This is a genomic window from Bacillus sp. V3-13, assembly GCF_002860165.1.
Lineage (GTDB): Bacteria > Bacillota > Bacilli > Bacillales > Cytobacillaceae > Bacillus_BJ.
This window is the reverse complement of sequence record NZ_PGUZ01000027.1, coordinates 63,772-84,456: the sequence shown is the minus strand read 5'-3', so window position 1 is coordinate 84,456 and position 20,685 is coordinate 63,772. Positions and strand designations below refer to the sequence as shown.

17 protein-coding genes and 1 pseudogene are annotated in these 20,685 nt (G+C 42.4%); 9 read left to right on the top strand and 9 right to left on the bottom strand.

The genetic code is table 11. The annotated features are described in order from the left end of the window. Positions 1-164: 164 nt before the first annotated feature. The 3 genes from tatC to CU633_RS10740 form a co-directional block, all read right to left on the bottom strand. Positions 165-899 (bottom strand): twin-arginine translocase subunit TatC, encoded by a 735-nt coding sequence (tatC, locus tag CU633_RS10750; protein ID WP_101660280.1) that lies wholly within the window; start codon positions 897-899, stop codon positions 165-167. A gap of 100 nt (positions 900-999) precedes the next feature. Then, positions 1,000-1,206 (bottom strand): twin-arginine translocase TatA/TatE family subunit, encoded by a 207-nt coding sequence (locus CU633_RS10745; protein WP_101660278.1) that lies wholly within the window; start codon positions 1,204-1,206, stop codon positions 1,000-1,002. 46 nt (positions 1,207-1,252) lie between these two features. Beyond that, positions 1,253-3,004 carry an alkaline phosphatase D family protein gene (locus tag CU633_RS10740; RefSeq protein ID WP_101660276.1) on the bottom strand — a complete coding sequence of 584 codons (1,752 nt, stop codon included), beginning with the start codon at positions 3,002-3,004 and terminating at the stop codon, positions 1,253-1,255. Positions 3,005-4,199: 1,195 nt separating this feature from the next. Here CU633_RS10740 and CU633_RS10735 point away from each other — a divergent pair. Continuing rightward, entirely contained in the window at positions 4,200-5,885 is a 1,686-nt protein-coding gene (locus tag CU633_RS10735) for a glycosyl hydrolase family 28-related protein (protein ID WP_101660274.1), read from the top strand. Between the two features lie 216 nt (positions 5,886-6,101). Here CU633_RS10735 and CU633_RS10730 read toward each other — a convergent pair whose 3' ends face one another. Continuing rightward, a complete protein-coding gene (locus CU633_RS10730) occupies positions 6,102-6,662 on the bottom strand; it encodes an AAA family ATPase (protein WP_101660272.1) in 561 nt (186 codons plus the stop codon). Between the two features lie 474 nt (positions 6,663-7,136). Between CU633_RS10730 and CU633_RS10725 the strand changes: the two genes are divergently transcribed. Continuing rightward, positions 7,137-7,340 (top strand): thioredoxin family protein, encoded by a 204-nt coding sequence (locus CU633_RS10725; protein WP_257958640.1) that lies wholly within the window; start codon positions 7,137-7,139, stop codon positions 7,338-7,340. A gap of 100 nt (positions 7,341-7,440) precedes the next feature. On the opposite strand, the pseudogene CU633_RS23305 reads toward CU633_RS10725, so the two are convergent. Beyond that, positions 7,441-7,524 (bottom strand): annotated as a pseudogene (locus CU633_RS23305) (pyridoxamine 5'-phosphate oxidase family protein); the annotation flags it as partial. Positions 7,525-7,718: 194 nt separating this feature from the next. Here CU633_RS23305 and CU633_RS10715 point away from each other — a divergent pair. Continuing rightward, positions 7,719-8,315, top strand: coding sequence for an NADPH-dependent FMN reductase (locus CU633_RS10715; RefSeq protein ID WP_101660270.1), 597 nt, complete (start codon positions 7,719-7,721; stop codon positions 8,313-8,315). Between the two features lie 177 nt (positions 8,316-8,492). Here the strand turns inward: CU633_RS10715 and comJ are convergent, their stop codons facing one another. Together comJ and CU633_RS10705 are read right to left on the bottom strand one after the other, a co-directional pair. Continuing rightward, positions 8,493-8,954: a competence protein ComJ gene (comJ, locus tag CU633_RS10710; protein WP_257958653.1), complete on the bottom strand. Its 462-nt coding sequence runs from the start codon at positions 8,952-8,954 to the stop codon at positions 8,493-8,495. A gap of 112 nt (positions 8,955-9,066) precedes the next feature. Next, complete coding sequence (locus CU633_RS10705) at positions 9,067-9,507, bottom strand: NucA/NucB deoxyribonuclease domain-containing protein (protein ID WP_101660266.1); 441 nt, start codon at positions 9,505-9,507, stop codon at positions 9,067-9,069. Between the two features lie 663 nt (positions 9,508-10,170). Between CU633_RS10705 and CU633_RS10700 the strand changes: the two genes are divergently transcribed. From CU633_RS10700 to CU633_RS10675, 6 genes are all read left to right on the top strand, one after another. After that, the gene (locus CU633_RS10700) at positions 10,171-11,592 is read left to right on the top strand and encodes a S8 family peptidase (RefSeq protein ID WP_101660264.1); all 1,422 of its coding nucleotides are present in this window, start codon (positions 10,171-10,173) and stop codon (positions 11,590-11,592) included. Positions 11,593-11,750: 158 nt separating this feature from the next. Continuing rightward, positions 11,751-12,026 carry a hypothetical protein gene (locus CU633_RS10695; RefSeq protein ID WP_101660262.1) on the top strand — a complete coding sequence of 92 codons (276 nt, stop codon included), beginning with the start codon at positions 11,751-11,753 and terminating at the stop codon, positions 12,024-12,026. 80 nt (positions 12,027-12,106) lie between these two features. Beyond that, a complete protein-coding gene (locus tag CU633_RS10690) occupies positions 12,107-13,438 on the top strand; it encodes a Mur ligase family protein (RefSeq protein WP_101660260.1) in 1,332 nt (443 codons plus the stop codon). A 2-nt stretch (positions 13,439-13,440) separates the two neighbouring features. Continuing rightward, positions 13,441-14,199, top strand: coding sequence for a type 1 glutamine amidotransferase (locus CU633_RS10685; RefSeq protein WP_101660258.1), 759 nt, complete (start codon positions 13,441-13,443; stop codon positions 14,197-14,199). Positions 14,200-14,396: 197 nt separating this feature from the next. Next, positions 14,397-14,600, top strand: a complete 204-nt coding sequence (locus tag CU633_RS10680) for a hypothetical protein (RefSeq protein WP_101660361.1) — start codon at positions 14,397-14,399, stop codon at positions 14,598-14,600. A gap of 24 nt (positions 14,601-14,624) precedes the next feature. Then, positions 14,625-14,918 carry a spore coat protein gene (locus tag CU633_RS10675; protein ID WP_101660256.1) on the top strand — a complete coding sequence of 98 codons (294 nt, stop codon included), beginning with the start codon at positions 14,625-14,627 and terminating at the stop codon, positions 14,916-14,918. Between the two features lie 622 nt (positions 14,919-15,540). Here the strand turns inward: CU633_RS10675 and CU633_RS22835 are convergent. Together CU633_RS22835 and CU633_RS10670 are read right to left on the bottom strand one after the other, a co-directional pair. Then, the gene (locus CU633_RS22835; RefSeq protein WP_180954935.1) at positions 15,541-15,687 is read right to left on the bottom strand and encodes a hypothetical protein; all 147 of its coding nucleotides are present in this window, start codon (positions 15,685-15,687) and stop codon (positions 15,541-15,543) included. Positions 15,688-15,889: 202 nt separating this feature from the next. Continuing rightward, positions 15,890-20,410, bottom strand: coding sequence for a phosphodiester glycosidase family protein (locus CU633_RS10670; protein WP_101660254.1), 4,521 nt, complete (start codon positions 20,408-20,410; stop codon positions 15,890-15,892). Positions 20,411-20,685 lie beyond the last annotated feature (275 nt).

Sequence of the window (20,685 nt, the reverse complement as noted above, 5' to 3'; positions counted from 1 at the left end):
TGCCAATGAAGTCAAAGAACGACTTCACTGTCAGGCCCTCCGACGTACAGGACGTACTAGTGCCGACGTTGCCACAGGACGTGGCGCTCTTAGTCGGCCAGCGCTTGTCGGGGCTGACCAAGGCGCTTGCGCTTTTCTTATTGCCTGTTTGGCATATGCCCCCGTTATGCCACTGATAATTCTGTTCCCTCTTTTTTCAGCCTCTTGCGATAAACCAGCGCAGACAATAGTACGCTGCCTTCATACAGAACCAGTAAAGGAACAATCACCAAAATATCAGAGATTAAATCTGGCGGCGTGATCAAGATCGACACAATGACGAGCGCAAAGTAGGAAAGCTTTCTTGCCCTTGCCAGCCTCATCGGATTTAAAATTCCCAGTCGCGTTAAAAACATCACCAACAGCGGCATTTCGAATAAAAAGCCAAACGGAAGAATCAAGTTAATCATAAACCGAAAGTATTTCTCGGCTGTGAACATCGTCTCAAATTGTCCTGCGGAAAGTGAAATAAGAAAACCCAACACAATCGGAAATAAAACGAAGTAACCGAAAGAGATTCCCGCAATAAATAAGAAGAACAAACCAGGGATAAAACGAAGCGTCACCTTGCGTTCTTCTTTTTTTAAGGCAGGTGCAACAAATCTCCACGTCTGAAACGCTGCCAGTGGTATGGTGGCGGCAATCGCGAATACCGCGGCAATCATCATATACACCCAGAGAATTTCACTCGGGCCAAGTATAGCCAGCTTGCCGTCTAAATCTTTAATCAGCCATTTATAAATATCCTCGACAAATAGGAAACTGACAATCAAGAAAGCCAAAAATCCGATCAATGTTTTAATAATTCTGTTGCGAAGTTCTTCCAAATGTGCGTAAACCTGCAAATTCTTGCTTTCCATTTTGCTTACCTCCTCTTCGTGATTCTTCATATAATTGCAAAGAATTTTTACAAAAAAGAAGCAGACGGGCTTCCCCGTCTACCCCTTCATATTATAACGGCTATCCCTCTTTTTTAACGGCCGTCAGCGCTGGCTTTTTTTCCTCCTCATGATCTGAATCGGATACTAACCCTTTCGTTGCACCCTTGAATTCTGATAAGGTCCGTCCAAAGGCGCGGCCGATTTCAGGAAGCTTGGAAGGCCCGAAAATAATTAGCGCAATCACGAGTACTAAGATTAACCCAGGGATACCTATATTCGAAAGCATCAAGATCACCTCCTGCCGAAAGTTGATGTTCTAAAAGGGGCTCCAATTAATTTGTTACCTTATCCCGCTTTTTTTCCCTTTGTCTTTCATGGGCCCGTTCGTGAGCGCGGTGACGGTCATCTTCCACTTCATTTGAAGACTGGACACCTTGCTGGATTTGTGCGGCTGCCACCTGCTTGATTCCCTGCTGGTCCTTCTCAAGTAAAAATGAGGCCCTTGTTGAAATGTCAGCACCCTTTGTCGATACAAATGGAACAACCCGGTAGTCTGCTTGAAAACGGTCCGGTGTTACCGTACAGCGGACATAGCCACGGTAATCATTAAAAAATTTAATATGCGGGTTCAATGCTAAAATCCGGTCTGTATCTGCCCGTTTATCGGCGCCGTTTCCGCCTGAAGTGATCGAAGTGCCTACGAATTCCGCACCGAAAATCCTTGAGTTGGGATCATCAAAATTAGTATGGAGATTTGCTGCCCAGCTTGCATGGACATCTCCGGTCAGAACAACCACGTTATTCAAATCCTGTTTGCTTTCAGCAAATTCGAGTACATGTTGTCTTGCCGCCGGATAGCCATCCCATGAGTCCATACTGTATCTTGGAGCTGTGCTCGTACCGTAATTGCGCTGGGCAAAAAAGATCTGCTGGGCCAGCACGTTCCATGCCGCCTTTGAGTCAGCCAGGTTTTCAAACAGCCACTTTTCCTGTTCAGCTCCAAGAAGTGTCCGGTTTGGATCAAGAGATTCAGGTGTCTGCGGTGAGCTTTTGTCACCGTTCGCCTGGTCATCCCGGTATTGCCTTGTGTCCAGAACGATAAATTCCGCCAAATCACCATAGGAAAAATTCCGGTATAACCGCATATCAGCTCCTTTTGGCAAGGAAGATCTGCGGAGCGGCATATGCTCGTAATAAGCCTGATACGCGGCTGCACGCCGTTTGATAAATTCCTCAACCGACTGTCCCTTTTCGGGAGTGACATTTGCATAGTTATTTTCAACTTCATGATCATCCCATGTTACGACCCAAGGAAAGGCGGCATGGGCAGCTTTAAGGTCCGCATCAGAGCGGTATTGGGCATGCCTGTTCCGATAATCTTCAAGTGTAACAATTTCCGGACTGTTGTGGGTGCGGACATTACCGGTTGGAGCAACATACTCATTCGGCCCGTATTCATATATGTAATCGCCAAGGTGGAAAACGAGATCGAGCTCTTCTTTAGCCATATGCTGATAAGCTGTATAAAAACCGTGTTCAAATTGCTGACAGGAAGCAAAAGCGAACGTCATGCTGGCAACACTGGACCGAGCTGAAGGAAGTGTCTTCGTTTTACCTGTCGGGCTTATTTCATTTCCGCTTTTAAAACGATAAAAGTATACCTGGTTTGGTTTTAATCCTCTGACTTCGGCATGAACGGTATGGGCCAGTTCAGGTGCCGCTACTTCCGTGCCGCGCTGGACAATCTTTCGGAAGTTTTCATCTTTGGCCACTTCCCATTTTACCGGCACTTTTTTAGCCGGCATCCCTCCTCCATTTAATGGGTCTGGGGCAAGCCTTGTCCATAAAACAACACTATCTGAAAGAGGATCACCTGACGCAACACCAAGAGTAAACGGATAGTCCGTGAATTTATGAGCAGCACTTACATCAAGTCCACCCATTGATTGCGCAATCGCAAGCCCAAGTGACAAAGAAGCAATTTTACTGGCTCCCTGCAGAAACGCACGGCGGTCCATATTCCTTCCGAGACTTTCTTCGCTCCATTTCTTAATCCATTCGTCCATTACTCTTTCATTATTCATGATCATTCCCCTTTCTGCATAAATTATTTGAATCGGCTTTTATTATAAAGTGGCTTTTTAAACCGGGTGTTAAGAAATGTAAACCACCGATTCGGGAGATTGGGCATATTCATTCAGGACAAAGGAACCAAAACTGTTTTTGCTAGGTCTTTATCAATCTCAATTGACGCAAAATTCCGATTTTGAAAAATGCCCTTTTGCCTAATTTTCTTCATGAATCTTTTAAAAAACCGTAACAAAAAATGATTCGACACCGGTAAGGAAACATGTTGGACAAATCAGCAGAACGCTTTCGAAAGGCTGGTTGCTACGCAAATTCACAAAAATTTAGTGTTTCTGTTCAAAAAACTCTCTTTTTCGATCTATTTAGAGGGAAAATGTAATCAGTTAGGGAGTGTAGCTGTCATAGGCTCTGAAAAATTACAATTTAATCCATATATTTACATAATCATACTGATCAGCAGGTCTATCCAGAGAATTTAAGCGGAAAGTCAGAGGAATTAAGCAAAGCGAATAACAAAATTAATGAGCGAAACTAAAATTTACTTGTGGAATCTGAGATTTACGAGCGGAATCTGAGATTTACGAGCGGAAATCAAAATTTACGAGCGGAATTTCAGATTTACGAGCGGAAATCAAAATTTACGAGCGGAATTTCAGATTTACGAGCGGAAATCAAAATTTACGAGCGGAATTTCAGATTTACGAGCGGAAATCCAAATTTATGAGCGGAATTTCAGATTTACGAGCGGAAATCAAAATTTACGAGCGGAATTTCAGATTTACGAGCGGAAATCCAAATTTACGAGCGGAATTTTAGATTTACGAGCGGAAATCAAAATTTACGAGCAGAATTTCAGATTTACGAGCGGAAATCAAAATTTATGACGCGGAATTTCAGATTTACGAGCGGAAATCAAAATTTACGAGCGGAATTTCAGATTTACGAGCGGAAATCCAAATTTACGAGCGGAATTTCAGATTTATGAGCGGAAATCAAAATTTACGAGCGGAATTTCAGATTTACGAGCGGAAATCCAAATTTACGAGCGGAATTTTAGATTTATGAGCAAAATCCCATTAAAAAACCCCTCCCAAGCCACATAGAAGAAATAAAATGTTTAAGGTTAGTCCCTGGCAGACAGGGAATATTATTTATCATGAAGAATTGTTTTCAGATGAAGGTGGTATGTAGATGATTTATTTGGATAAAAATCATGACCCACGTAAGAATCGCGCCTTGATATCACAAGTGACGAACAAAAAACTGGATATTAAAAAGGCCGTCAAGGAAACCGATGAATTATTTCATCAACATAATAAATATGAATTTCAGCATACTGGAGATCAGTACCGTTCCATTTTCTTGTTTATTAAAAAGCTCCCAAAGTTCCTCGCTGATCTGGTTTTGACATCATCCAACAATGAGCCATCCATTTCTTCAGAAACATGCATAAATGAACAAGGCGATATTTTTCCGGGATGGAAATCGCTGTTGGATGAAGAATACAAGAATTTAATAAATGAGATTCATAGCGAAGTAAATGTGAAGGACTTCGGAGCAGCAGGAGACGGCGTTACCGATGATACCGAAGCTTTTCGGAAAGCATTGGGAAACGGCCGGGTAAAAGTTTATGTGCCTGAAGGGGTTTTTATCACGAAAGGAATCACACTTCCTTCGTGGACGTGCCTTGTCGGCGCTGGAAAAGGCTTGACCACGATAAAACTGCATGATCAAGCACCGAAAGGGAGACGGCTGGTTACAAACGCGAACCATTGGAGAGGCAATCATCATATTCTGGTCGAAGGGATGAGTTTGGACTGGAATGCCGAAAGGCTTGGCCCCACATCCAAAACAAGCACCTGGGGCAATCATTCCAGCTGCCTGACTTACGCCAATGTTTCATTTGGCTGGGTGAAAGATGTAACAGGAATCAATCCGGGCCTCCATTGCTTCGACGTTTCATCCACTTTATACAACTACTCTGGTGACGGATACCGGGCACGGGGCGCCAGCAAATATATTTGGCTTGATAACTTAAACGGCTATGGCTTCGGGGATGACGGGATTACCACACATCATAGCGACAATATCCTAATCTCAAACTCGCATATGTGCGACCCGAGCGGGCGTGCCCATGATAAGGGATTTTCCAATTCGAACGGGATTGAAGTCGACGACGGTTCGCGATACGTTTGGCTCGTTAATAATTCTACAGCAAGATGCTTCGGAGGTGTCGAGATTAAAGCCCACCATAATTCTTCTGCTGCAGCTGACGTACAGATTATCGGGCATATTTCGGTAAACGATAACCGCTCCTATAACTTCCGCCATATCGGCCATCATAAAATCACTGATCCGGAGTCCAAGACAGCCTATAATATCAGGGCAACGAATCTTGTTGCAATTGCGCCAATTTATACGGATTTATATGCGGGTTCGACGCCGCGCGCACTGGTCGTGTCCGCCTATAAAAACGTCGTCATTAACCATTTTACATTGATTGGCGATCCTGGTTATGACTATCACAAAAATCCTGTTATCGCGATCCAATATCGGGCGAGAAACGTTGTCTTAAACAACATCACAATCAAAGACTTTAAAAAAGCAGGCACCGATATTAAGGTTTTTGGCGGCGATAACCACGCCGATCAAGTCCAAATCCGCAATGTGACAATTGACCATTCAGCACCAAAAGCGATCGACATTGGCTCGCGCGTCGAAAACGCCAGCATTGCGAACATCAAGGTTGCAGGCGATAACGCCCTTTTCGGCATAAAAGCGGAAAACGCTAAGACCAAAATAACCAAAGTAGTTTTAAAAGGCTATAAGGTGCCGATATCTGTGGCCGGAAAGGAATTTAAACCTCCCCACGAATAAATCCGTTGGTGAGACTTATTAAGTTGTACACATCATATGAAGTTTGTACATCACTATGAATGAGGGGTATTCAAACAAAGGGCTGTTTAGCTTTTATCTGTATGGTTTCACTCACTGTCTCCACTCTTTGTTTGGCCGATCACAATGTACTGCTTTCTTTATCTAAACAGTAATTGATTTGGTTTACACGCCGCATACGCATCAAATTCCTGCATGTTAGCTCAAGAAAAAGCGATCCTTCTCATTGAAGGCATTCAACCGTTCGTTAAAGTAGTTTTCAATTTCATTCTTGTTTGTTACAACTAGTAGCTTGTCACTATATATTTGAAATTTTTTAAAGAAATTTGGTTTACCGACCTCTTCAAAATACTTATTCCACTTAAACATCTTGAAAAATATTTTTAATGTTGGTCTATAATTTGATTTTTCCAATCCAAGTTTTTGTAAAACAAACCTCTTTATAATCCGATAGGTTCTTAATGAGTAATTTGTATCTAAGAAGATTATCAACTCTGCATTATGAAAACTATTAGCAACCCATTCTTCATTATGAATCCCTTCTACTATCCAAGTATCAGAATGCAGAATAGTATTCAAATATTCTTCTCTTTCTTCTTCAGTTCTTCTTATATCTCCAGATTCATGCCTTTTCCAAACAACATTATCTAATTCATAAAATGGAATATTTAACATAGAGGATAACTGTCTTGCTAAAGTAGTTTTTCCACTTCCTACTGAGCCTATAATATGTATTTTGTTAGGAATATTATGTTTCATTCAATCACCACTTTATAATTAAATCACAGTTCCCAATTTATTCTATATGTTTATCACAATCTCCTCTTTCCGATTAAACATAACTGCTTTTTTGATTTAATAAAAAAATCAACTTCAAGTTGTAGCTACTTTAATTACAACAGCCTTCAGCTCACATTGAGTTGTGTTGATTCACATTTTTGAATTGCCAACTTCTTTTGTATGTAAGGTAGCAAACAAGTCAATAATTAAGAAAGGGAATCGTTAATGTTTGATTCCATAAAAGAATGGCTATTTTGATAATGTCAGCTGAATTGGGCTTTTCTTAGATGTTCCCGGTGTTACTACAGTTTGATCAACGATTTCAAATTAAAAAAGAGGTGAATCATGATGGTCAAGACAATTAAAAACGCTGATTACGAAGCACTTGTGGAAAATGCAGACAAACCAGTTATTCTGGAGTTTGGGGCTGACTGGTGACCGGGCTGCCAACAATTGAGGCCGGTGGTCTCTGCGGTTGCTGAACAGGAAACAGCGGTGGATTTCTTTTATGTTGATGTGGATCAAGCACCTGATTTGGCTAGTAAGTTTGGTATCATGAGTATTCCGACCCTTGTTCAAATTAAAAACGGAAAAGAAACAAACCGATCGGTAGGTTTTATCCCTGAGGAACAAGTAAAAGAATTTGCTGTCTCCTAAAAAATTCATTTTTTACACGGACCTGCTTTATGGACTTGCGTTCCAATCTGGCAGGTCCTTCGTACTTTTTTTAAGCCTGTCCGATAAAAAAGCTGTTCATCATCACATAAACAAACCCAGGTCTATCACCTCTGGGAGACCTATCACAAAAACCGAATTCATCTGAAGTAGAAATAACTAAAAAATGAGGACTTAAAAGCCATTAAAAACGCCTTTTTGGGAGCCACCTACTAAGATTTATCGTACCTGTCCCTTAATTTAATTTTTTGACAAAAGAATTTTAGTGGTATAATATAATCTCGAATTCAAAATATTTTAATTGAAGATAATTAAAATATTTTGAATTCGAAAGAAATATTGGTACCAAGAGGTGTACGCATGGGGTTTTTAAACAAATTATTTGGTACATCAACTAAAGAGGAGGAAACACCAGTGGAAAAATTAAATATCGGAATTATCTTGGGAAGCACACGTCAAGGACGTGTCAGCCCTCAAGTTGGCAACTGGGTAAAGGAAATTGCTGACAAGCGTGGAAATGCAAATTATGAAATCGTAGACATTGCCGACTTCAAATTACCATTTCTCGGAGAAGGTACTGGTGAAGAACCAGGATTAAAAGCTTGGTCAGAAAAACTTTCTAACTTAGATGGATTCGTATTTATTGTCCAAGAATACAATCACAGTATTACGGGAGCATTAAAAAATGCACTTGATTCAGCACGAGATGAATGGAACAATAAAGCAGCCGGTATCGTAAGCTATGGTTCAACAGGTGGTGCACGTGCAGCTGAACATTTACGTGGAATCTTGGGAGAATTACTGGTTGCGGACGTTCGTGTACACCCAACCTTGTCATTATTCACAGATTTTGAAAACTTCAGTGAGTTCAAGCCAGCTGATTTACACCTAAATAATGTCAATCTTATGCTTGACCAAGTGATCGCTTGGAGTGGCGCATTAAAAACTTTGCGATAAAACCATGCAAATATCAAAAGATGGGGGAATGATCATTCATCCCCCTTTTTCGTGCTTGCACATTTGAATTAAATATTTAAAGATACATCTTAGTAATGGTGGTAACACTCCACTTATTGAACTAAGCACCCGTTGAACAAGAAATATCTCCAGTTTTTCAGAACCTCCTGTACATTATTAAATTGCAGCTTCCCCAGTCATTACCAATTGATCAGGCGGGGATAATTCTTCATCATGTTTCAGGATTCGTGCTTTTGGATTGTCAGATGCCACAAACTTAAAAATATAGCGCACTTTAAACAAGCCGTTTTCAGTAGGTTCCTCGAGAGGAATCGCTTCAAATAGAAGTTCATAGGTTCCAGCCGGAATTGCGAAGTTTAACTCATTTGAGAGAATGCTGGCTATTGTAACACCATTATTGCCGACCGTAAACGGAACAGCGATGGAGCGGACAGCTTGATCGCTGGCAGCCGCTTTACCGCCAAGAGCAACTTCCACTTCACAATGAAAGTCAGAAAGGGCCCCAAACGATACAGACCCTTGCCGCCAAACAAAACCCTGATCCAAATGAGCGTCTGTCCAATCTGAAAAAGGGTTTTCTAAACCTTCATTAAATACCGTAATTTGAGAGTATGAGATTTTTAATTCTTGAACAGGAAATTGTTTAATAATATCGATTCACTCCCTTATTTTTGAATATATTATATGACAAAAAGCCCTTTAACCGGGCTTTTTGCGTGTAAATGAAAGGTTAAGGTACGTAAAATTTTACACGGGTTCCGTCCGGGTACTTCGAAAGCTGGTTTCCGACCCATGCTCCCGCTCCACGGTTGTCAGAAGAGGGAACATAACGGACGTCTGCGCCGGCTCCGCCTTCTTCACACATAGCCATTGGCCACTCATCACGGTCGTACCCTTTTTTTGTAGGGATTCCGCGTAGAGATTCTTCCCGGTTTTGGTCTGCGCCAGCCCTGTCGATGGTACACACAGAAGAGTGGCCAGCCGCGATCGCATCACGGATATGGTCAGCCGTGTAAGGATATCTGCTGCTTGGGAAAGTCACTGTTGCATCATAAGAACTTGCTGCTTGAGCGTTATTCCCTGGAGTATGTACCAGGGGAATAGCACTGGCCAACAACGCTAGGACAAAGAGTGCAGAGAATAAAAACTTTTTGCCTTTCAGCTTCAACATTTTTCGCATACCTCCATTTCAATTTTTAATACTGTAGAAACGGTGTCTACGAAATTATTGTAAATATAGAATATTAAGGAATTGTGTCTTTGTCTTGTATTTCTCATTAATTATTTGTAGAGCATTTTTTAAAAACCGAGTATAGTATTTGTGACAAACAAACTATTGCAATATTAAGGAGAAAGACGATACTAGGCAGTTTTTCATAAGCGGGAAAGAATGTAAAAAATACGATAAAAACACAGAAATGGTAAAAGAAATTAATACAAAAAAGAGCAATAATCTCTATCCATCCCATTCTTTTTCCCTTGTTTTAAATATGAAATTAATTTCTAACTCGATCCTTCGATATGGAGGGTCGTTTTTTTCTGCCTTTATATTACATTATTCACTTAGTTCTTCGGCAGCCCAACCATTTAGGAATTAAGAACTGTATTGGAGAAAACGAAAAATTCACAGAATATTAACAAAAGATTAAAAAATATTTGTTTAATATCGATAGATGAAGCCATATTACAAGGAGAAAACAGTTGATTTAAGTTGGAAGTGATAAAAAACTTATAATTGTCACGTCGTATATATGATTCCAATGATTTCCTCAATTATTTTTCGCCCTTGTTTTACAAGATAATAGAATGAAGAAACTAACAGGGGTGTGGGAACATGGGAAGAACAAAAAGCTTATTTGCAGCAGGTTCGTTTGTTTTCCTGCTGATTGTCACATCTGCTTTGCTTTTGCAGGAGGATGATCCCAGGCAGGAGAGGCAGACAACGCCTCGAATCAACGCAAGCGGGCAATTGAGGGTGCTGCAGAATAAACGCGGCAACCCACTGAATGCTATAAATATAAACAATATCCAAATTGGAGAAGATATTACCACGAGGTTGAATAATGATCCAGAAATAAAGACCATCTATCACAACAACCAGGACACAAGCCATTATTATGACCATGAGGCAGCGGTGGACTTCATTTCAGAGCCTTCAGCAGAAGAGCTGGACCAGATTGCCAGCGACATCGAAGGGAGCATGGTCAAACACTTTAATTCCACGTATGTATTCCGTTCAGAAAACCGTGATACTGCCGAGCTTCTTGAGTACTTCAAAAAACGGGAAAACATTGAATTTGCGGAGCCGCATTTTATCCTTTTGCAAAATGAGCTAAATATACCGAATGACCTGATTTACAGGGAGAGGTACCAATGGAACCTTCCTGTCATTGGGACAGAGCAGGGATGGGACATTTCCCGCGGTAACAAACGGATTAAAATCGCGATCGTTGACACCGGAGTGGATCTGGATCATCCCGACTTAAGAAACCGGCTCAGCGAGGGTTATAATGTGCTGGAGAATAACGATAACCCCGATGATGACAATGGACATGGGACACATGTGGCCGGGATCATCGCTTCTGAAACCAACAACCGGGAAGGGACCGCCGGTGTTACCTGGTACAATAAAGTGATGCCTGTCAAAGCATTGGGCGCTGAAGGTTATGGCACTACCTTTGATATTGCCAGAGGAATCTTTTGGGCTGTCGACCATGGAGCGGATGTGATTAACCTCAGCCTTGGCAATTACCAGCGCTCCGAAGTGCTCGAGGAAGCTGTAAAGTATGCCTATAATCACAATGTTGTGATGGTTGCGGCTGCAGGAAATGACAATTCCAATCAGCCTTCATTCCCTGCTGCCTATCCGCAGGTTCTGAGTGTTTCGGCTGTGAATTATGATGGGAATCGGGCTGATTTTTCAAATTATGGCGACTACATTGATATTGCCGCGCCGGGTGTGTATATTCCAAGCACGTATGTTCATAACCAGTATGTCGCCCTCTCGGGTACCTCCATGGCCGCCCCGCATGTGGCCGGACTGGCAGGCTTGATTCTGTCTGCCAATCCGGAGCTTTCCAACCGTGAGGTCATGAATATTATCAAAACATCGGCGATCGATTTGGGACTTAAAGGCAAAGACGACAACTTTGGCAACGGGCTAATCGATGTAAACAATGCCCTTCAATCAGCAGACAACAACCAAACCCGCAACGAAAAACTGACGGAAAAACTCCGCCGTATTTTTAACCCTTAAATAGTTTTTCATTTTTAAAAAAGCGCTGATAGACTGGTACCTGCTTTAATTTTAATTAAAAATAACATCCTTTAGGTCCATTAGGTTTGTAATAAAAGCAAGGAAACATGGAAAACTTATTCTAGTATTGGCAATCCAAATACAGAGGGGTGTTTTGTATGTGGATCATTAAAACCGAGCATAAAAGAGACAACGGCGGTACAGCTGCGCTTGAACTGGAAAGCGAAGACGGCACATGGGATTTGAACGCCAGGTGGGATGGCTGTATGGAAATTCATGTGTATTCCATAACAGAAGAAAACCGTGAACTTAAAGACACTTTCCACACTTGTGATTTAAACGGTTTTATCGAACAGCTTCAATCATTAAATGGCGTATTATCAGAGTTTTTTCGTGAAGAGGAAAGCTATTGGGAATCAATTCGAAAATCGTAGAGCAATCCATCTCTTACCATCGGCTGGCACCGGCATGGCCAGAAGGAAAAACATCTGTTCAGATTGCGAGGGGAACATAAGTGCCAGTAAAAACATCAATATTGGCGGCTAAAATGGCTCATAAAGCGAGCCGCTTGTTCAATAAAAGTGGGAGTAACCTGCCAGGTTTAGTAGCACGGAAAATTGACAGGCACATTTTAAAAAAGCTGGCAAATAGAACTGATAAAATCATTTTTATCAGTGGAACGAATGGCAAGACGACAACCTCCCAAATCGTCGGGCACATCCTCAAAGAAAATGGTTTCCGTTTAATACATAATTCTGAAGGTTCCAATATGATTACCGGCATCACAACAGCATTCATTAAAAACGAAGGGCTCCTGAGAAGGAAAAAAGCCGATATAGCCGTGATCGAGATTGATGAAGGTTCAATTGAAAGAGTAACGAAAGAAATTCAGCCAGAATTGATGGTTTTTACCAACTTTTTTAGGGATCAGCTCGACCGATTTGGGGAAATTGACATTCTGGTTAATAAAATTGGTGACGTTTTAAAGCAAACCGCGGTAAAACTGATTTTAAATGCAGATGATCCTTTCGTCACCCGTCTGGGTTATCTTGGGCTGGAAGCCGAATACTTTGGTTTAGGCAAGAATGCTTTTGCTTTTGAGCAGTACAATATGATTGAATCTACGTTTTGTCCTCAATGTGGCGACCCTCTGCACTACAAACATACTCACTATGGGCAGCTTGGCCATTATAGCTGCCGGTGCGGTTTTGGACGCAAAAAACCTAAATATGAAATCAAACATTTAGAAATGAAAGAAGGCTTATCTTTAAAGACAAACGTTGGAGACTTTTTCATACCTATTTTGGGTTCGTATAACGCCATCAATGCATTGGCTGCCATCAGCGTGTGTATAGAAAGCGGCCTCAGTTCTGAACAAATCCAAAATGCGATATCAACATTCCACGTAAAAAACGGAAGGATGGAATGCTTTGACAACAAGGATAAACGAGTAGTGTTAAATCTGGCTAAAAACCCGGCCGGCGTGAATGTCAGTTTATCCGTATCAAACATCAACAATGAGCGAAAACAGTATTTGCTGCCTTTAAATGATTTAGGGGATGATGGCCGGGATATATCCTGGATTTGGGACGCTGATTACGAAAAGATAAACTGCAGTCATACTGACCGGATCATCTGCAGTGGTTTAAGGGCAGCGGATATGGCTGTGCGTTTAAAGTATGCTGGAATCCCTGAAGACAAAATAGAAATCATCCAAAATGTCAACCTGGCAGTGGATGAATTATTGAAAAAAAGGTTGAACAGCTATGTCGTCGCCAACTATTCGACCCTGCAGCCAACAAGAAAAGCGCTTGTAGAGCGGCTAAAAAGCGTTAAGGGGTTATAACTTTGGAAAGGAATGTACCGTTACAATCATCCAAACAGCTGACTTTGTATCATTTTTTTCCGGACAAGCTCAATCTCTATGGTGACCGTGGCAATATTATCAGCCTAATCAAGCGCTGCGAGTGGCGCGGAATTGATCTGGATGTAAAAGAAATAAGAAGCACAGATGGCTTAACATTAGAAGATATGGATTTATTTTTTATAGGCGGGGGAAGCGACAGGGAACAAAGCTTGGCCACTGCTGAACTGCAGAAAATCAGGAACCAATTAAAAGAAAAAATCGAAAACGGTGTTCCAGGTCTGACCATTTGTGGCGGATATCAATTTCTGGGCAACCAATATATTGATGCAAATGGTAATGAATTGGAGTGCCTGGGAATTCTGGAATTTTATACAGTAGCAAAGCAACCGAGGCTTACCGGCAATATTTTGATCCAATCTGAGTTGTTTGGGGAAATTGCCGGGTTTGAAAACCACGCCGGACGGACCTATCATTCTTATCCTCCATTAGGGAAAGTAGAAAAAGGGAGCGGAAACAACGATGATAGCGGATTAGAGGGTTTGTTGTATAAAAACCTGATCGGCACCTATTTGCACGGGCCTATACTGCCAAAAAACCCTGCCATCGCAGACTATTTAATAACTAAGGCGATTGAGCATCGTTACGAAAAAGAAACTGCTTCTGAATGGATGACACAATTAGAGGATGATTTCGAACATCTCGCAAAGAAACAGGTATGGCGAAGGGTTCAGCATGGCTGAAATTGGGAATGCCGTTAAAAAGGTGTTGCTAAACGATATGGTCTCCGATGTTAAGTGTTACACCAGGATTATTTACGAAAAAACATGACGAAATGATTTGGCCTGCCACTTCACCACTACGATCGACAAAGGATAAAATCGACCATTTCAAACAATACTATAAACGAAATATGAAAATGTTTCTGGAGGTAAAAACAATGACTCAACTCACGACAAAAGAACTGGCCTTTATTGAGGATGAGATACGGGCGGAGGAAATTACCGCGAAAACGATGAATTGGTGTGCATCACAATGCAAAGATCAAGAGCTCCGTAAGACGCTGGAACAGCTGGCAGAGACGCACCAGTTAAAGATTGCGGATCTGTCCCAGTATTTTAATCGAACTAACACTATTCAATGATTTCAGAAGGGGTGCATCAGCAAAATGCCAAATAATATAGAAGGGCGCGGCTTAACGGATCGGGAAATGCTTCAACTTTGTTTGGAGCTGGAGAAGGGTCGTTGCCGAAGCATCAGCAACACCATGTTGGAAACAACGCATCATCGTCTGCGTGAAATTTACCAGCAGTGTTTTGAGAACGCCAGCTCAAATCAATATAAGCTGTTTGAAATCTTGAATGAAAAAGGCTGGTATAAAACGCAGCTTGCTTCAATCGACCAAATTGGAACGGTACAGGAACTTATGCAAAATAACCTACATCCGGATGATCAATTCTAATTCGTTTGGCGTGCCTTTTTGAAGCTTTTAATGGCTCTGTTTAAGAGCTGGATTTCATACACTAAAGAGCATTTTTATCGACGAAATAAGTTGAGTTTTGAGATAGCAACACCATTTCGTCCTAAAAACAAACAAAAAACCAGCTCCCAATTGGAAACTGTATAAGTTGAATTATTGATTTACGGGCTTTGATATTTTAGAAATAGAGAGCTTTTCTCGCCAATTATTAATCTTTCCATATATCGGGCTCATAAGGACATTTTTCTCGTATTCCCTATAAGTTTTGACCTTCACAGCCCTATGAAGACCGCTTTTTCTATTTTCCAAATGAGTTTTGTCCTTCATGAGCCTTATGAAGACCACTTTTCCTATTTTTCGAATGAGTTTTGTCCTTCATGAGCCCTATGAAGACCACTTTTGCTATTTTTCGAATGAGTTTTGTCCTTCTTGAGCCCTTTGAAGACCACTTTTGCTATTTTTGAAATGAGTTTTTGCCTTCATGAGCAATAAAAGCACCCGCTCTCTTTAGCCCATCTGAAGATAGCTGGAAAATGTTAAATTCAAGTTATATGGTTTGGATTTAAAAATTTATAGCCATATCACCTTTATATTCTTCTGCAGGTTACTCTGTAGTTTTAGGTAATGGTGCCCCCAAGCCTTGAGGATTTGAATCATCATTTAATTTTCCTTTTCCCTTGCCCTTTTTTAGTCCTTCGAATTCATTATGCTTAAGTAAGTTGTCGTCAAAACTGAACTTGTTGTCTTTCATATGAATCACCTCCATTTAATTAAGTTGTGTAAAACAGGTGAAAGTATACGTGTACAAACATAGTTTTTGCATTTCTCACTTGTACTACTAGAAATTGTGGAAGACCCTTTTTTCGCCTAAGCGATAGCTACAGATAAGGGGCCACCCCAGGTCACTTTATGTGCCTTTTTCAGGTCAGCCCCTTTTTTGCAATTATAAATTTCTATTTTATAATCGTATGATTATCCACGATTCTTCCATCCCGTGTTTTCACTAACAGGTTGATTCCCTGGTCATCTACCGATACATTTGTGTAAACCTGCGTGTCTTCGTCAAAATAAACATCCATATAATCTTGAGGGGTTGTCGCATAGAACTTTTTCCCGGTTGATCCGGCAATCACATAGGTGGTGCCCCCGTCAGCCGCAGCCCCGTTTTCAAGCGGGAAAGTTCGCACATATGAATGGTCATGGCCCGAGATGGCGAGGTCGATATCCAGCTCATCAAAAACCTTCGGCCATACTTCCTTCACGGTTTCGCTTCCGCCTGCCGGGTTTGAGAAGTATGGAGACCTGTGATAAACAACGATCTTCCACTTTTTATCGGTTTCCTCCATATCCTCTTTTAGCCATTCGGCCTGCTCGATCAGACCTTCCTTCGACGTTTCAGTATTGAGTACGGCAAAATGCGCATTGCCATAATCAAAAGAATAGGTCGTTCCTTTAAATTGTTCGGGCCCATTCTTTGGCGTGTTAAAGAGATGTTTAAAGGTTTCTACACCCGTGCCGATGTTTTCATGGTTGCCGACGGCAGGAACGATCGGCGTTGACGCAGCCAGCTTTGGATCCTTCATTGATTCAAAGAAAGCGTTCCAGTGTGAATAAAGATTCCCGTCATCGATCATGTCCCCAACATGAACCATAAATGATGCATCAGGGTATTCTTGCTTGGCTTTGTTGAAAATTTCAGTGAAGACACCAAATCCGTTTTCAGTTTGATTCGGCGGGGCCTGGGTATCACCCATCAATATAAAACTGAACGGGTCATTCGTCTTTTTCGCTGTCGTAAAGGTCGCCGCTTCACTCCAGCCTCCCTCGAAACCGTCGCCTACTCGATACGTGTAGGAAGTTCCCGGCTTTAATCCGTTTATTGAAGCAGAGTGAACCTGAACCTCACCGGCGTCAAACGCATACTCCCTGCTTTTGCCCTTCACTTTCTTGACCGTTTTTTTATTAAATCCATCCTTTTCATAGCGGGCTGTTTCGATAACCTCCACTACTGAAGCTGTTGTTAGAGGTGAAGTTGTCCAGGTGACATTCATTCTGTTCTCTTTTTCGCTAAAAGTAAGATTCGTTCGTTCCGGTGTTCGTGTACCAAGATGGTCAAGAACCTTTACCTTTGTTTCAAAGCTGTAGCGCCTTTCTTTTTCAGCCTGGATAATAAGCTCGGCAGGTATGATCGAAAGCCTGTTTGTTTTAATTCTTCCCTTCTGGTCGGTCGTGCCCAATACCCATGAAGATATGCTTGCTTTGTCAGTCTCGATCCAGCCTTCAAGCTTTCCAAACTTCACTTTTAACCAATCACCGTGCTTCTCCTGTATGATTGTGCTCTCATCCTTTGGGAGCTCTGCAAGCACTTCGCTCTTCCTGTCAGGATCCCGGAATAATGGAGCTGCTTTCGATTTAACGACCGCAAGCTCAGCTTCAGGTGATTTCACCTGAACGACAGCTCCTTTTACCGATCTACCTTTTTCATCTTTAACAGTAATTTCGGAGTCAAATCCGACAGATGCCCGATCGATTGCGATGTTATAATGTGCTTTTACTTCAGCCTGGATATCCGGCATATAAAGACTGACAGCCTGTTCCCTTCCTGCGAGTGTCGCAGTTCCTTCAACAAACTGAAGCGAGACCGGCTCAATTGCGTTTGCCGGGATCTCAAACGGCAGCTTCGCTAATTCTGTTATCGTTTCTGCACCAGGGATGGTATCTATATTTTTCAACTCAACATATATATGGCCGTCAGCTGTGATTTCGTTTTTCACCACATTGTCAGCTGGAATGTTCTCATTGAGCACAATTTGATTTTGCGCTGCATGGAGCTTTGCTTTTTCAAAAGTAAAATGGAGCTTCAAGTTCTTCATGTTTTCCAGTTGGCTCGTTTCAAGCGCAACCAGATACTCGTTGCCTGCATATGCTTGTTTTTCGTAGATTGGCTTAATTCCCGTCCCGGCACTGTCGACTTCAAACTGCCAGACGCGCTCACTTTCATTGCCGAAGTTATCCTGCACAACGACCTTCGCCTGATGATAACCGTCTAAAAGCGGAAACGCAGGGATATGAGAAATCTCGCCTGTTTCTGCATTAAAATCAGCCTCGACTTCTTGCCCGTCAAGGTACATCCAGACACGTTCAGGATTAATACCTGTGCCACCCTCATTGTCCTGGGCGGTGGCGCTGATTTTTAATTCATTCGTTACGATTACTTCATTTTCAGCAGGATATTCGTTCGTAATGACCGGATTGACTAAATCATCATTTGTTTCCCCGTAAACAGCGCGGATATTATCTACGTAGATAGTACCTGCGTTTTTATTATCGTTGCTTGTTTCCATCAAACGAACAGCAAGATCCAGCTTCAATGGCGTCGCTTTTCCGGCAGGTACGCTTGCTTCAACATATCTCCAGCCTTTCCAATCCATATTAGTTACAAAGTCGATCGGAAAAGCATTGTTGTTTCCATCCCTTAATTGCGCGCGGAGCCAGTGGCCGTTGCCATCGCCGTATACCCACATCCCGATCTTTTCGGGGTAATCCTCGATGATGATATCTTCCTTTGTGTGTGCATAAGCACCGGATGTTCCGATCGTGCCGGTAAAATCATAATTTAACTGCAGTGCATGGTTTCCAAAGCGTGCCGGCTCCGGATAGGTGGTCTGGCGAATCGATAATGATTGATAACGGGCACCGCTTGCCACCCAATGATCCAGGCCATTTTCAAAAGTCTCCAAAATAACCGGCATTTTTCCGACTTGGATATTCATCGTATCAGACTTATCACCGTAGCTGACTGTGATCGTACCTGTTCCGGTTTTATCAGCCGCTTTAAACGTTCCATCTTCGTTAATGGTTCCAATGTCGCCTGTTATTTCCCAATTAAAATTAGCCGGATTGGCGTGAACAGCTCTCCCGTTTGAAATGGCCTTCACAGCAAATTTCATCTCGTCGCCTCGTTTCACTGTTAGGCTATCTTGCGGCAAGTGCAGCTCCGAAAGCTGGTTGACGACCGTAAGTCGCGACGTTCCTGCAGAACCGTTGAGTTCAGCGATTAAATCCCCGCTAACTGGAGTCTGACCGGCTGTAAAAACTCCGGCTGAATCAACCGAACCGATTGCTGCATCGGAAACACGCCATTGCGGTTCACCGTTTATGGCAACTGGATTATACGCTGCGTCCATTCCTTTTGCATTAAAATCGTAAGAGCTGCCGGCAAGCATCAATAAATGATCCGGCTGAACAGCGAGCTGTTGCAGCGCTCCTTCAGCTGCTGTTGAGACAACAAGGAACGAGTTTGCAACACTTCGTTCAAATCCGTCAGAAGGCTGATTCACTACTGATAAGCCGCTTTCCCCATTCGTACGGGTAATGAAGGTTGAGGACCCTCCGCCATCTAAATTCAGGGCATCAACCGCGCCCATTTCAAACATCAGATCGCGCAGTTCAAAAATGGTAACACCTTCGGAATATCCCGGCTGCCGGCCATCAATCACAACAAAGAAAACACTGCCGTCAGCTTTTATTCCTGCCGCCGTTCTCGGAGCTCGGGTCGTTGTAAAAGAGCCTTCCTCGAGTTGAACCTTCTGGCCATTTTCAACAAGGATAATGCGCCCGCCCAGCCCTTCTTTTACATCTTCCCAGCCAGCCGCGACCGAGGTCCGCAATTCAATTTGCTGGCCCACCTGCAGGCTTTTTAATAAATCAGCTGCGGTTCCATGGCCGGAAAGGACAAGCTTTCCTTCGGCAATTTCCGTATTGCCCTGATCAAATCTTATTTCTTCTACTTTGGCGGTAATCGTCCCGACTCCGAGAATATCACCGGAAACTTCGGTTAGCACCACTTCTGTTCCCGATGCATTTGTTCCGGTCGTTTTTTTATCAGGAGTATAGGCGACCAATTGGTTGGTGCCTCGTGTTCCATTCACACTATTCAGTTTTGTTTCCGCGCCGTTCGCCAGCATGGAAAATCGTGGATTTGGGTAGCCAATCACCGCTTCCCCGTTTTCTTTGATGCCAAATGCTTCAGTCGTGGAAGCTTGCAGAATCTTGCCATCGCGGATCACCGAACCGATTGGGATACCGTTTGAAGTATTGTAGAAATCAGCATTCACCCCGCCGACGACCACATGGCCCGGCCTTGATACAAAGGAGGCTTGCTGGCGGACAGTCTGCATCCCAAAATCCTTTCCGTTCGGAAGACCTGCCTCAATATGTATGTCTGGATGCTTTGTGTCAATGTTCATGACAAATGCTTCCTGCCTTCCTGCTTCGCTGTCGATTGTCATCAATGATTCCTTGACACCAGGCGCAACCGGTCTGGTCCACTCTTCAATGATCGGACCAAGCGAGTAAGGCGTTGCCGTTTCAGCACTCGCGGTATAGGAACCGGGCGAAACTTGAAGTAGAATTGACTGTAAAACAAGCAAAATAGTCAAAAAATAAACTACTGTCTTTCTGATTGCACGCACGCATTCTTCCTCCTAAGATTAGTAGATTCACAACTACAAGATTACCAACTGCACTTTAGCCCAATGTTCAGCTTTTGTTAAAAACAAGTAAATATAGTAAAGAAAGATCAAGATGGGATTATTTTTTCGGAGTGATCAATGTTCGGGGAAATCGCTTTACAAGATAGTCCTAAATGAAGTTCGTTTACCACCTCGCTTCAAAGTAGTTTTAATATTTTGAAATTATCATTATTTAAGTCTAGTTGTCTATACCATTTGTAAAAACCCTACTAACA

Excerpts from the sequence above, each read along its gene's own strand:
- tatC (WP_101660280.1), bottom strand. The coding sequence starts at position 899 with ATGGAAAGCAAGAATTTGCAGGTTTACGCACATTTGGAAGAACTTCGC.
- CU633_RS10745 (WP_101660278.1), bottom strand. The coding sequence starts at position 1,206 with ATGCTTTCGAATATAGGTATCCCTGGGTTAATCTTAGTACTCGTGATT.
- CU633_RS10740 (WP_101660276.1), bottom strand. The coding sequence starts at position 3,004 with ATGAATAATGAAAGAGTAATGGACGAATGGATTAAGAAATGGAGCGAA.
- CU633_RS10735 (WP_101660274.1), top strand. The coding sequence starts at position 4,200 with ATGATTTATTTGGATAAAAATCATGACCCACGTAAGAATCGCGCCTTG.
- CU633_RS10730 (WP_101660272.1), bottom strand. The coding sequence starts at position 6,662 with ATGAAACATAATATTCCTAACAAAATACATATTATAGGCTCAGTAGGA.
- CU633_RS10715 (WP_101660270.1), top strand. The coding sequence starts at position 7,719 with ATGGGGTTTTTAAACAAATTATTTGGTACATCAACTAAAGAGGAGGAA.
- CU633_RS10705 (WP_101660266.1), bottom strand. The coding sequence starts at position 9,507 with ATGTTGAAGCTGAAAGGCAAAAAGTTTTTATTCTCTGCACTCTTTGTC.
- CU633_RS10700 (WP_101660264.1), top strand. The coding sequence starts at position 10,171 with ATGGGAAGAACAAAAAGCTTATTTGCAGCAGGTTCGTTTGTTTTCCTG.
- CU633_RS10695 (WP_101660262.1), top strand. The coding sequence starts at position 11,751 with ATGTGGATCATTAAAACCGAGCATAAAAGAGACAACGGCGGTACAGCT.
- CU633_RS10680 (WP_101660361.1), top strand. The coding sequence starts at position 14,397 with ATGACTCAACTCACGACAAAAGAACTGGCCTTTATTGAGGATGAGATA.
- CU633_RS10675 (WP_101660256.1), top strand. The coding sequence starts at position 14,625 with ATGCCAAATAATATAGAAGGGCGCGGCTTAACGGATCGGGAAATGCTT.
- CU633_RS22835 (WP_180954935.1), bottom strand. The coding sequence starts at position 15,687 with ATGAAAGACAACAAGTTCAGTTTTGACGACAACTTACTTAAGCATAAT.